This window comes from Rhizobium sp. G21 (assembly GCF_014158035.1).
GTDB lineage: Bacteria > Pseudomonadota > Alphaproteobacteria > Rhizobiales > Rhizobiaceae > Rhizobium_E.
In genome coordinates this window covers 3,587,158-3,599,949 of sequence record NZ_JACFXW010000001.1, presented here as the reverse complement: position 1 = coordinate 3,599,949, position 12,792 = coordinate 3,587,158, and the positions used below count along the sequence as shown (strand labels likewise).

The 12,792-nt window shown below is 63.5% G+C and carries 9 protein-coding genes; 5 read left to right on the top strand and 4 right to left on the bottom strand.

Features of this window, described 5'->3' with window-relative positions; all coding sequences use genetic code 11:
* Positions 1-18: 18 nt before the first annotated feature.
* The 4 genes from H2O14_RS17905 to H2O14_RS17890 all read right to left on the bottom strand — a co-directional run bounded on the left by H2O14_RS17905 (position 19) and on the right by H2O14_RS17890 (position 5,085).
* Positions 19-690 (bottom strand): tetratricopeptide repeat protein, encoded by a 672-nt coding sequence (locus H2O14_RS17905; RefSeq protein ID WP_182829428.1) that lies wholly within the window; start codon positions 688-690, stop codon positions 19-21.
* A 100-nt stretch (positions 691-790) separates the two neighbouring features.
* Positions 791-1,378, bottom strand: coding sequence for an NnrU family protein (locus H2O14_RS17900; protein WP_182828712.1), 588 nt, complete (start codon positions 1,376-1,378; stop codon positions 791-793).
* A 94-nt stretch (positions 1,379-1,472) separates the two neighbouring features.
* Positions 1,473-1,877 carry a response regulator gene (locus tag H2O14_RS17895; RefSeq protein WP_182828711.1) on the bottom strand — a complete coding sequence of 135 codons (405 nt, stop codon included), beginning with the start codon at positions 1,875-1,877 and terminating at the stop codon, positions 1,473-1,475.
* Positions 1,849-5,085, bottom strand: coding sequence for an ATP-binding protein (locus H2O14_RS17890; protein WP_182828710.1), 3,237 nt, complete (start codon positions 5,083-5,085; stop codon positions 1,849-1,851). Before H2O14_RS17890 ends, H2O14_RS17895 begins: the two co-directional genes overlap by 29 nt.
* 337 nt (positions 5,086-5,422) lie before the next feature.
* Between H2O14_RS17890 and H2O14_RS17885 the strand changes: the two genes are divergently transcribed.
* The 5 genes from H2O14_RS17885 to H2O14_RS17865 all read left to right on the top strand — a co-directional run bounded on the left by H2O14_RS17885 (position 5,423) and on the right by H2O14_RS17865 (position 12,678).
* Complete coding sequence (locus H2O14_RS17885) at positions 5,423-6,976, top strand: trimethylamine methyltransferase family protein (protein WP_409526927.1); 1,554 nt, start codon at positions 5,423-5,425, stop codon at positions 6,974-6,976.
* A gap of 372 nt (positions 6,977-7,348) precedes the next feature.
* Entirely contained in the window at positions 7,349-9,181 is a 1,833-nt protein-coding gene (locus tag H2O14_RS17880) for a DEAD/DEAH box helicase (protein WP_182828708.1), read from the top strand.
* A 267-nt stretch (positions 9,182-9,448) separates the two neighbouring features.
* Complete coding sequence (locus tag H2O14_RS17875) at positions 9,449-11,152, top strand: PAS domain-containing methyl-accepting chemotaxis protein (RefSeq protein WP_182828707.1); 1,704 nt, start codon at positions 9,449-9,451, stop codon at positions 11,150-11,152.
* A gap of 100 nt (positions 11,153-11,252) precedes the next feature.
* Positions 11,253-11,558, top strand: a complete 306-nt coding sequence (locus H2O14_RS17870; protein ID WP_182828706.1) for a hypothetical protein — start codon at positions 11,253-11,255, stop codon at positions 11,556-11,558.
* A gap of 142 nt (positions 11,559-11,700) precedes the next feature.
* Complete coding sequence (locus tag H2O14_RS17865; RefSeq protein ID WP_182828705.1) at positions 11,701-12,678, top strand: calcium-binding protein; 978 nt, start codon at positions 11,701-11,703, stop codon at positions 12,676-12,678.
* Positions 12,679-12,792: the final 114 nt, after the last annotated feature.

The window sequence follows — 12,792 nt, the reverse complement described above, 5'->3', positions numbered from 1 at the left end:
CAAGTAATATAGTTGGGATCAGGACAGCTTGCCGCTGGCCGTGATCAAGGCGAGTAGCGTGCGCGCGCGGCTCGCCGCGCCGGCTGGCGCATTCGCGTCGTCGACGATCAGTTGCAGCCAATCGCGCGCCTTGGCGTAATCGCCCGATTTAAAGGCGGTCAGGCCCAGCGCCTCGCGCGCGCCGTGGCGCATCGCGGAAGCCGGGGTCGCGAGCTCTTCCACTTCCGCCGCCACCTTGGCGTAATCGCCGCTGTCGATCAACAGCCATGCGGCGCGCAGGCGGGCCACATGCCGCATCGACTCGGGAATGGCGCTATCCTTGCCGATGGACGAGAAGTCGGCGACCGCGCCCGGCACATCGCCCTTTTCCGCCTTCAGCGTGGCGAGACGCATCCGCGCCAGCACCGGATAGGCGCCGAAGCCGTCCTTCGACAGAGCGGCGAGTTCCTTTTCGGCTTCCGCCGTACGGTTGTCGCCGGCGTCCTTGAGCGCCGTCAGGAAGCGATCACCCGAGGCGGACGACTGTTTGCCTTCCCACCATTGCCAAGCCGTGGTTCCGGCCACGCCGACGACGATCAGAGCCGCGCCGCCGATGATGAGAGGCGCAAAACGCTTCCAGACGCTGCGCATCTGTTCCGAGCGCAGCTCCTCGTTCACTTCGCGAATGAAACTCTCATTGTCGTTCATCATGGTCATCGTGGACATCCGTCTTGGCGCGGGTTTCGCATCAAAGGCCGCTTCTATCCTATTTCGGCGGCAATGTAAGGGGGCGACGCCGAGATTCTCGGGGTTACCCCATCGCCATCACAGGAACGCCGATCAACAAAGTGTGGAGCTTCATGACGATGGCGCCATAGACGAGGACGCCGATGACCACGGCGGCGATATCGTATTTCCAGGATTTATAAGGACGCGGCAGCGCTTCACCGCGCGCCATGCGCTTCTTGTAGGAAATCCGGACGACGACCGCCCAGGCGAGGAAGGCGGCGAACAGGATCACCTGCACCGTCTCGCCATTGGCCAGAAGATGGGCGAAGGCCCAGATCTTCACCGCCGTCACCATCGGATGCTTGGTTTTCGCCGCGATATAGCCGGCGGGCAGGAAAGCCGAGACGAGCACGATCACCGCAATCAGCATCAGGGTCAGCGTGATATGGCTGAAGAAGACCGGCGGATAATAGAGCACGCCCGTCTCCTGGCGCGCCTGTCCGAAACCGTAGATCAGCAGACAGAGCGTGGCGATCGACAGAACCGAATGCGCGATGCGATAGACGGGTCGTCCCAACGCCGCCACCGCCGTCTCTCGCACGCCAGGCGCGACGGCTTGCATGAGATGCAGTCCGACAAACGATACGAGTCCAAGCAGAAAAACAAGCATGATCATTCCCCAGCGACAGGCCGCCATCGGCGGCGTTCGCGCGAGTCCTAGATGATTTTTCGGGCCGGGGGCAAAAGCCGAAAATGTCGCGTCGTCAGCCGGAGGCCGCGTCCCGTTCCGAGAACGCCAGCAGTGCCGGCGCATGCTGGCGGATTTTCTCGATCACCCTGTCCGGCGTCATCGGCTTTGCGATGCTGTCGATCATGCCGTCCGCCAGGCAGGCCTGCAGGCAGGCGTCGTCGCCACGGCTCGCCACGCCGATGATCGGCGGCGGCGCATCGCCATAGATCGCCGCATCGAGATCGCGCAGACGCGACAACAGCGCCTGGCCCGTCGCGTCGGGCAGCGTCAGATCCATCAACGTCAGAGCTGGACGTTTCTCGCGCCAGGCGGTCTCGGCCGATGCGGCGTCGGCGACGATGCGGCGCGTCAGGCCGGCTTCGGAGAGTATCTGTTCGAAGAAGATCCGGTTAATGTCGTTGTCCTCTATCACCAGCACGTCGGGTCCGCATTCGGCGTCGCGGGGGCCTCGTCCGCCTCGATCGCAACGGGGTCACGCCGTGGGTCGACCGCCGCGCCCGGATGACGTCGATCACCGTGGCGCGGAGAACCGGCATGCGCACCGGCTTGGGAAGATAGGCGTCGACCGGGATCGAGGCGGCGGGAGCGCCGCTTGCGAGCTCGCCCGACGCGAGCATGATCACCGGCAGACCGGCGTAATCGGCTTCGGTGCGGAGCTTCTCGACGAGATCGCAGCCGCTTTCGCCGGGCATGGTTTCGTCGACCACGATCGCATCGACTGGCAGGCCGCTTTCGAAAGCCGTGCGGATGATCGAATAGCCGGTCAGCGCATCAGCCGCGCCGACGCAATCGAAGCCCCAGCCGGCGATGTTGTCGCAGAGTATGGTGCGGGTCTGTTCGTGATCGTCGATGACAACGATGCGCGCGCCGGCGAGATCGGCGGGCAGCGGCTCCTGTCGGCGGCTCTCCGCCGCCACCTGCGCCGGCAAGGCGAAGGAAAATTCGGTGCCGACGCCCTCGACGCTGTGGACGGTGATCACCCCGCCCTGAATCTGCGCCAGGCGCTGGGCGATGGCCAGGCCGAGGCCGGACCCGGCCGTGCGGGAGATGGACAGGTCGATCTGCGAGAACTTGTCGAAGATCGTATCGAGTTTCTCGGCGGGAATGCCGACGCCGGTGTCCTCGACGCGGACCTGCAGGATGACATTGCCGGCGCTGTCCGGCGTCGTCTGCACCGAGGCGAGCACATAGCCGCGGTCGGTGAACTGAATGGCGTTGGAGATGAGATTGGTGAGCACCTGGCGAAAGCGCCCGGCGTCGCCCATCACCTTGGCCGGCAACTCGCCCTTGCGCTCGACGATCAACTCGAGATCCTTCTCGCCGGCGCGGCTCGCGAACAGGGTTGCGACATCGTCCAGGGCTTCAGCCGGATTGAAGGCCGCGTATTTCAGCTGGATATGGCCGGAATCCAGCTTTGAGAATTCGATGATGTCGTTGATGATCGCCATCAACGCCTTGCCGGACTTCTGAATGATCTCGATGAAGGCGCGCTGGCGGGTGTCGAGCGGCGATTTGCCGAGCAATTCCGCCATGCCGAGAATGCCGTTGAGCGGCGTGCGGAATTCCACGCCGATATTGGCGAGGAATTCGGATTTGACCTTGTCGGCGGTCTCGGCTTTCGCCACGAGCCGCTGCAGTTCGCTCTCGCGCTCGACGGTGCGGGTCTGGTCGGAAACCAGCATGACGCCCTGAGCGTCGCTCCAGCGCAGCTCGACCTTGAACCAGCGGCCGCTTTGCAACTGGTAGAGACGCGTGAAATCGCGGCGGCCGCCGATGGCCTGCTCGGCTTCCCGCCGCAGCATGACGGGGTCCTCGTCGTCGCCGCCGAGCGGAATCGCGTCGAAGCCGACGCGCCAGTCGTTGCCGACGGCGACTGCGTCCACGGGCACCTCGAAGATGCGGGCCAGCGCGTTGTTGGCGAAGACGATCTGGTCGTTCTCAATGACGCAGACGCCCTGCGGCATCGTTTCGGTCGCATTCTTGATCAGTCGATAGGCGCTGTCCACCTCGGCGCGCGCTTCGCTCACTTCCTGATCGCGCCGCCGCAGGTCGGTGACATCGAAGTAGCAAAGCATGATGCGGCCACGCGACAGATGGATGCTGGAATAGAGATAGCTCATGCCGTCATGCAGCACGATTTCGCGCGGCGCGATGGGCGAAGACTGAATTTCAGTCAGACGCTGTCGACGATAATCCTCCCACGGCGTCTCGATGCCCAGACGACGATGACTCTCTTCGAGGAGAACGGTGAACGACTGTCCCTTCAGGCCGTCGAGCCTGTCGCGCGGCATGTCCTTCCAGAGATGCCGGTGATAGGCCTCGTTCATCATCTGAATGTTCAGCGACGAATCCAGCACGAGGATGCCGACGTCGATGTTGGAGATGATGTCTTCGATGTCCTTCAGCAGATCCGTCGTCTTGCGCGACGCCTCTTCCAGCATCAACTCGCGCTGGCGCAAACCCGTTATGTCGGTGATGGCGCCGACGAGAAATGTCAAGCCGCGCTCGGTGCGGATGAGATCCGTTCGCGCCATGCCGCGGAGAATGCTGTTGCGGACCGGAATGTCGATTTCATGCTGGACGGTCTCGCCTTCGCTCAGGGTCATGGCGTTGGATGCGGCGAGGTAGTCGGCCCGTTCGAGGGGAAACATCTCGTGTTCGGTCAGGCCGATCAGTTTGTCAGGGTCCAGGCCCCATAATTCGCTGAACCGTCTGTTGGCGTAGACGAGCTTGTGCTCCGCGTCGCGCGCAAACGTCGCCACAGGAAGGCAGTCGAGGAGCTCCCGATAAAGCGAGATCTCCTGGACGTGTTGGTCGAGCAGATCTTCCCGCCGCTTCATGTCCGTGACGTCGATCCGCATGCCGAGCACGGAGCCGTCGGCAAGACGGCGGTTCATGAACTGGATATGACGACCGTTCGGCAGCAGAACCTGATCGGCCGCGACGTCGCGCGAATGCCATTCGACCCGCGTCTCGATCCAGGCCTGTTTGGCGTCTTCGCTCGGCGGATAGGCGTCGGGCCAGATACGGGCGAAATAGTCGTACATCCGGCTGCTGAAGTCGCGAAAGCCGATGCCGACCTTCAGCCCGTCTATGCCGGAATAGAAAGCCCAGAGCCGCTCGTTGGCGTAAGCGAGACACCCGTCCGGCGACCAGAGCACCACGCCGACATCGAGAATGTCGAGGATCGAATCGAATTGGCCGAGGTCGATTTCCGGCGCCCAAGATCTGGCGCGGTTCTGGGCGTCGACTTGTTCGTCCGCCGCTGGCGACAGTGGTTTTGGCGCGAAGCGACAGTAGAGGAAGAACCGCCCGTCATTCAGCTCGAAACGCTCGAGCTCTATGTGGAAGAAGCCCTTGCCCGCCGGATCGAGATAATGGCTGGTCTGCTCGTCGCCGAACACGACGCAGGACCGTTCCTTGTCATGCAGGTCAAGACCGGCGTCGAGACCGACATCGCGGCCCGTTCGCCCGAGGAGCTCTTCCGGCTTTACGTCGAACAGGCGCGCAAAGGCCTCGTTGACCGCGACATATCTGAGTTCGCCGTCCTTGACGAAGGCGGGCGCGTCGAGTTCGAGAACCCGATCGCAGACCGTCCTCAGCAATGGATCCTCAGAATGCCGCACATATCTCTCCGGCGCCGGCGCAAATCATCGCCGTTTTTTATCAGCAGGCCGTTTAATAAGAGGTGAACCATATTGGTTTTTGTGCCGTTGACGGATTTTCGCCGCGCAACCACCGTTTTCTGCAACTGCCGCAAGCAGAACAGGCGCTGGTCTTTGCGCGGCAAGCCGCGCCGTTTTTCTGTCGCTTTTACAAGCGGGTCCGGAAGCCGCGTTTGACATGATGCCGTGAGCCGGCGAGGCCCTGTCCCCGCAGGCGGGAGCGGCGCCGTTCGCGCCCGGTGAGGCAATGACAAAAAGCGAGAACGACATGAGCGCGGAAGGCACACAGGCAGTCATCATGCAAGAGGAAGCATCCGGCGAAGGCCGTCGCCGTCGCGCCGGCGGCAGGGGCGGAGACCGCTCGCGTCGCTCCACGGGCCCGTCCTATCTCAATCTCGTCAACGACCGGCCGCGCACCGAACTCCTGTCCGCCGATCAGCTGGAAGCCATCCATAACGCCTCGCTGACGGTGCTCGAAGAAATCGGCATGGACATCATGCTGCCCGAGGCGCGCGAAATCATGAAAGCCCATGGCGCCCAGGTGACCGAAGGCTCCGAGCGCGTTCGCTTCGATCGCGGCCTGATCATGGACATGATCGCCACCGTGCCCAAGGAATTCACGCTGCATGCCCGCAATCCGCAGCGGCATGTGAAAATGGGCGGCAACAATCTCGTCTTCGCCCAGATCGCGTCGGCGCCCTTCGTCTCCGACATGGATGGCGGCCGCCGCACCGGAAACCAGGCCGACTATCGCAATCTCGTCAAGCTCGCCCAGTGCTACGACATCATCCACACCACCGGCGGCTATCCGGTGGAGCCGGTGGATATCCACGCCTCCGTCCGCCATCTCGACTGCCTGTCCGACATGGTGAAGCTGACCGACAAGCCCTTCCACGCCTATTCGCTCGGCAAGCAGCGCAACGAGGACGCGCTGGAGATCGCCCGCATCGGCCGCGGCATCAGCTGGGAGCAGATGGAGCGCGAGCCTTCGCTCTTCACCATCATCAATTCGTCGTCGCCGCTGCGTCTCGACGGCCCGATGCTGCAGGGCATCATCGAAATGTCCTCGCGCAACCAGGTGGTCATCCTCACTCCCTTCACCCTGGCCGGCGCCATGGCTCCGGTGACGATCGCCGGCGCCGTCGTGCAGCAGAACGCCGAAGCGCTGTGCGGCATCGCGTTTACCCAGATGGTTCGCCGCGGCGCCCCCGCCGTCTATGGCGGCTTCACCTCCAATGTCGACATGAAGACCGGCGCCCCCGCTTTCGGCACGCCCGAATATATGAAGGCGGTCATCGCCGGCGGCCAGCTCGCCCGTCGCTATGGTTTCCCCTACCGCACCTCCAACACCAATGCCGCAAACACGCTCGACGCCCAGGCCGCCTATGAATCGGTGTTTTCGCTCTGGGGCGTCGTCGAAGGCGGCGGCAATTTCATCATGCATTCGGCCGGCTGGACCGAGGGCGGCCTGACGGCCTCCTACGAGAAATTCATCCTCGACGTCGATCTCTTGCAGATGGTGGCGGAATTCCTGAAGCCGCTCGACGTCTCCGACGATGCGCTCGGATTGGACGCGATCCGCGATGTCGGACCCGGCGGCCATTACTTCGGCACGGCGCATACGCTGTCGCGCTACGAGACCGCCTTCTACTCGCCGATCCTGTCTGACTGGCGCAACAATGAGACCTGGGTCGAGGCCGGCAGCCCAACGACATTCCAGCACGCCAACCGCGTCTGGAAGGAGAAGCTCGCCGCCTATGAGCAGCCGGCCCTCGATCCGGCCATCGAGGAAGAACTCGACGCTTTCGTCGCCCGCCGCAAGGCGGAAGGCGGCGTGCCGACCGACTTCTGATCGGCGGGCCCCGAAGCTCGATCGCGGCGACCAGCGCCGCGATCTGCGCCCTGCGCATATCGCAAATGCGAAACAGTCCTTGACTTTCATCGTGAAATACACGACATGCAGGCCAGCTTTCCCCTGAAGGGCGCCGCGTGAGCTGCCCGCACGACCACGGATGAAAGCCCTCGTTATGGGGGAACCGGTGAGCGTCGATCAATAAAGGCAAAGCGCGGTCTCGAACGCCCGATGCGTTCGATGCGCCGGAAAGCGAATTTCATAAACGAACAACAAGTTCCCATGTCACGCGGGGTTCTTGAGCCAGACGCACCGGATGGACAATGATGTCTTTCCGGCGGAGCCGTTTGGCCCCCGAAAGGTAGACTGACTGTGACCACTACGACCAGCTTTGAAACGCTCGGCCTCTCGCAATATCTTCTCAACACACTGACTGAAACCGGCTTCACCACGCCGACCCCGATCCAGGCCAAAGCCATTCCGCTGGCGCTCGAAGGCCGCGACATCATCGGCCTCGCCCAGACCGGCACCGGCAAGACTCTCGGCTTCGGCCTTCCCATCATCGCCCGTCTCATCAAGGAAGGCGTCAAGGCCGAGCCCAAGGCCTGCCGCGCTTTGATCCTCGCGCCCACCCGCGAACTCGTCAACCAGATCGGCGAGAGCCTCAAGGTCTTCACCCGCAAGTCGCCGCTCAAGCAGACCTCTGTGGTCGGCGGCGCCTCGATCAACGTCCAGTCCAAGATCCTGGAAAAGGGCGTCGACATCCTGATCGCCACGCCGGGCCGTCTGCTCGACCTCTGCAATCGCCGCGCGCTCAACCTTTCTGCCGTTCGCTATCTCGTTCTCGACGAAGCCGACCAGATGATGGACCTCGGCTTTGTCCATGATCTTAAGAAGATCGTGAAGCTGGTGCCCAAGCGTCGCCAGACCATGCTGTTCTCCGCCACCATGCCGCAGGCCATCGCCGAACTCGCCGGCGATTATCTGCATGATCCGGAAGAAGTGTCCGTGACGCCTCCCGGCAAGGCCGCCGACAAGGTGGTCCAGAAGGTGCATTTCGTGCTCGGCCGCGACCACAAGACCGCGCTTCTCAAGGAAGAGCTGCGCGCCAACGGCAAGGACGCCCTGAACCTGGTGTTCTGCAAGACCAAGCACGGCGCCGAGAAGCTGATGAAGCATCTCGACCAGACCGGCTTCTCCGTCGCCTCCATCCATGGCAACAAGAGCCAGGGTCAGCGCGACCGCGCGCTCAAGGGCTTCCGTGACGGCGACATCCGCACGCTGGTGGCCACCGACGTCGCCGCCCGCGGCATCGACGTGCCCGGCGTCAGCCATGTCTACAATTACGATCTCCCGACCGTGGCCGACACCTATGTCCACCGCATCGGCCGCACGGCTCGCGCCGGTCGCGAAGGCATCGCCATCGCCTTCTGCGCGCCCGATGAACTCAAGATGCTCTACGACATCGAAAAGCTGATGGGCCAGCCGGTGCCGGTCGCTTCGGGCGAACGTCCGGAGTGGCAGGGCAAGAAGAAGGGCGGCGGCGAAAGCCATCGCGGTCGCCGGCCCGAAAGCCGCGCGCCGCGCGAGGCCCGTGAACAGGCGAGCGAACGCCGTGAACAGGCCATCGCCCGCGGCTCTTTCGCCGAGGTGACAGAAATCGAACCGAACGACGGCGAACGCCCCGCCCGCAAGCCGCGCGCCCAGGATGGACAGCGCAACGAGCGTGGCCCGCGTCGCGACCGCCCGCAGCGCCAGCCGCGTTCGAGCTTCTCGGAAGTCGAGGAATTGAACGGCGGCGAATTCCGCCCGGTGCGCGACCGCAGCGAAGTCACGGGCGACCGCCCGGCCCGCGGCGACCGTCGTCCGGAAGGCAAGCGCGACCATGAGGGACGTCCTGCCCGCCAGGGCCAGAACGGCGAGCGTCGTCCCGAAGGCCGCGGCCCCCGCCCGGAAAATCGCGGTCCGCGTCCCGAAGGCGACAATCGCGGCCCGCGCCGCGACGCCAAGCCTGCTCCGGGCGCCTCGCGCCACAGCCCGGCTCGCTTCGCCGGCTACGCCGAAGACGCCAATCTGCTGACTGAGGAGCGCCCGCAGCAGCGCGACCGCCGTCCCCATGGCGACGCGCGCCCCGAAGGCGCAAAGCGCGACGGCCGGCCGAACGGCGGCCGCCCCAACCGCGCCAAGGGCCAATCCCGCGGTTGAATTCGAGTTTATGACGAGGACTGTGAACGGGGGCGGCGACGCCCCCGTTTTCGTATGCGGCGTGAACTCGGGCTATCCTCCGAATTGCCTGCGGACCTCAGGTCGGCTGCCGGCTTCTGTCGGGAGAACTCCCGCGAGGCTGTCCCGACACTCGCATTTCTTGCGCGACGACATTTTTTCAATTGTATGATTTTATTGCATAATTAAATAATATTTTACTCATTTATCGCAAACATTCCTCAAATTGAGTGGGAGCTCACCCGTCCTATGTTTTCGATATTTGATCTCACGTCCAATGCCGCCATCGTCCACGCCCTCAATCGATCTCTGGCGGTGATCGAATTCTCGATGGACGGCAAGATCCTGTCAGCCAACGAGAATTTCCTCAAGGTCATGGGCTATGGCGCCGAGGAGATCGTCGGCAAGCATCATCGGCTGTTCGTCGATCCCGCTTATGCTTCCTCGCCCGACTATAAGAAATTCTGGAGCGACCTGAACTCCGGCTCTTTCGCGCAGAATCAATATCGACGCCTGGCCAAGGGCGGTCGGGAAGTCTGGATCGAGGCGTCCTACAACCCGATCCTGCGGGGCGGCAGGCCCTATAAAGTGGTGAAGTTCGCCACCGACATCACCGCCTCGCGCAAGAAGGCCGCGGAGGACAGGGGCAAGCTGGAAGCGGTGTCGCGCACCCAGGCGATCATCGAGTTCACGCCAGACGGCGAGATCCTCACCGCCAACGACAATTTTCTGTCGACGATGCGCTATTCATTGAACGAGATCGTCGGCAAACGCCACGCCATCTTCTGCGAGCCCGACTATGCGCGCTCCGACGCCTATCGGCAATTCTGGAATAAGCTGGCTTCCGGCGAGCATGCCCATGACCAGTTCATGCGCCTCGACAAAAGCGGCAACCCCGTTTTCATCCAGGCATCGTACAATCCGGTCTTCGACGACAGTGGCCGCGTCTTCAAGGTCGTCAAATTCGCCACCGACGTGACGGCGCGCGTGCGGGTCGTGAAGGAACTCGGCGCCGGACTGGCGCGGCTCGCCGACTGCAATATTCGCCAGACCATCGACATGCCGTTCTCGGCGGAGTTCGAACCGCTGCGACACGACTTCAATTCCTCGCTCGGCGCTTTTCAGAAAACCCTGGAAAGCGTGCTCGCCGAGACGCAGACGCTGAAGGACAACAGCCAGCGAATGAACAGCGGCGCGGACGAACTGTCGCTGCGCACCCATGATCAGGCCGACGCGCTGAGACAGACGACACGCTCCCTGGATGCGGTGACGGAACGGGTGAATTCCTCGATGACCGCGACGCAGGGCGCCCGCGACCTGGTGATCAACGCGATGAATTCCGTCAACGCCTCCACCCAGGTGCTTCAGGACACCACCGCCGCGATGGAGCGCATCGAGACCGCGTCCGCCGAGATCGGCAAGATCATCAGCGTCATCGACGAGATCGCCTTCCAGACCAACCTCCTGGCGCTCAATGCGGGCGTCGAGGCGGCCCGCGCCGGCGACGCCGGCAAGGGCTTCGCCGTCGTGGCGCAGGAAGTGCGCGAACTGGCGCAACGCTCGGCCAACGCCGCCAAGGAAATCAAGGCGCTGATCGAAAATTCGGGTCGCGAGGTGCAGGACGGCGTTCGGCTGGTCGACGCGACAGGCGACGGCCTGCAGCGCATCGCCGGCATCGTCCGGGCGATCGACGACAACATGCAGGCGCTGACCGCCGGCGCGGCGGAGCAGGCTTCCAGCCTCTCCGACATCAACAGCGCCGTCTCCCAGATCGACGCGATGACGCAACAGAACGCCACGATGGTCAAGCAAAGCAAATCGATCAGCGAGCACCTCGCATCCGGCGCGACGAAACTCAGCGACCTCGTCAACCAGTTCAAGCTCAATCGCCGCAAGACGATACGCGAACCGGACCACGCGGAGCGCGCGCCGAGACGCGACCAAGCCGCCTGAGGCGGCGCCACCGGCGCAAACGCCCATGGCGCGGTCTGCCTCCGGCGTGTTAATCCTCGTCCGCAACGGTCGCCGGGCGACCTCTTGGGCGAGGATTGAGATGAGACGGCTGGTCTGGGCGGCAATCGCCATGGTTTCGGGTTTCGGCTCCGCCGAGGCGGCGGTGTCGGGTTATTATGACAGCGTCGAACAGGTCGGCGCGATCCTCGGCAGCAGCGAAGTCGCCAATGCCGTCCATCAGGCACCGATCGGGGCGATTTCCAACACCGGGACACGCAAAGACGGCGCGAAGGAATGGACCGTGCGGGTTCAGGACTGCGATCTAAAAGTGTATCTGATCCCGGTGCTGCCCGAAGGTCCCGGCAAGACGACTTATCAGCTCGACATTCCAGGCGTTTGCCGCTGACGGGACAAAACAGACTGCGGCGGCGCCCGGCCAGCCCCTCGACGGTCTTTAGACCGGGCCGGTGTTCCCCGGGAAACTCGTCGCCAGAGCGAACCTGATAAGACGGGACACGCCAACAGATCAAGCGAAGGGGACGACCGGCATGGGCAAGACGATCAACGGCACGAACAAGGCCGACCGCATCGAACAGGGATCGAACATCGAAATTCGGGTCTTCGCCAAGGGCGGCGACGACGTGATTGTGCTCAATCGCGACGATGATCTGGGCGGCGGCAATTTCGTCGACGCCGGGAGTGGAAACGATGTGGTCGGAAATCGCAAAGAGGCGGGCAACGACATAAGGCTCGGCGCCGGCGCAGACACCTATGTCGGTATCGGCTTCGCCTCCTTTGCGACGGAAGCGGGCGACGTCGTTCGCGCCGGCGGCGGCGGCGATCAGATCGCGGTATCCACCTTCAAGAGCCGCTATTTCGGCGAGGACGGCGCCGATGTGTTCTTCTCCGAAGGTTGGGCCAATGTCTTCAACGGCGGCGCGGGCGTCGATACGATCAGCTACAAGCCGCGGTCCGACGATCCGCGCCTCGGAGGCATCGCTCTCAGCCTCGCACAGGGCATAGCCCAGACCGGCGCCAACCGGCAGGAAACGCTGGTCGGCATAGAAAATGCCGAAGGCACGATCAAAGGCGACACGCTGATCGGTTCGAACGCGGCCAACACGCTGGTCGGCCTGGCCGGAGAAGACGGTCTGAACGGCCTGGGCGGCCGTGACGTCCTCATCGGCGGAGGCGATGCCGATGCGTTGATCGGCGGCGGCGGCTCGGATCGTTTCGTCTTCGTCGCGACTTCCGACAGCAGGGCCAACGGCAATCACGACGTCATCGGCGACTTCAATCGCGGGCAGAACGACGACGTCGATCTTTCCGCGATCGACGCCAAAACCGGACAATCCGGCAATCAGTCTTTCCGCTTCATCGGCGGCGGAGACTTCACCGGGACGGCCGGTCAGCTGCGCTTCGAGGACAGCTTCGTGTTCGGCGACGTCAATGGGGACCGCAAGGCCGATCTGGCCATCGAACTCAAGGACGTGAACAGCATGAACGGCGGCGACTTCATTCTCTGACGGGCAAGGTCCTCTTCGCGCCGCGCGATCGGCGAGCGTCGTCAGAATGTGTCGGACCGCTGCGCGACCCGCGCCTCCGCAGACAGATCGCCCGACGGCGAGCCGGGCGACACC

Bases quoted from the DNA above. Each gene is read 5' to 3' on its own strand.
- H2O14_RS17905 (WP_182829428.1), bottom strand. From the start codon at position 690: ATGATGAACGACAATGAGAGTTTCATTCGCGAAGTGAACGAGGAGCTG.
- H2O14_RS17900 (WP_182828712.1), bottom strand. From the start codon at position 1,378: ATGCTTGTTTTTCTGCTTGGACTCGTATCGTTTGTCGGACTGCATCTC.
- H2O14_RS17885 (WP_409526927.1), top strand. From the start codon at position 5,423: ATGCAAGAGGAAGCATCCGGCGAAGGCCGTCGCCGTCGCGCCGGCGGC.
- H2O14_RS17875 (WP_182828707.1), top strand. From the start codon at position 9,449: ATGTTTTCGATATTTGATCTCACGTCCAATGCCGCCATCGTCCACGCC.
- H2O14_RS17870 (WP_182828706.1), top strand. From the start codon at position 11,253: ATGAGACGGCTGGTCTGGGCGGCAATCGCCATGGTTTCGGGTTTCGGC.
- H2O14_RS17865 (WP_182828705.1), top strand. From the start codon at position 11,701: ATGGGCAAGACGATCAACGGCACGAACAAGGCCGACCGCATCGAACAG.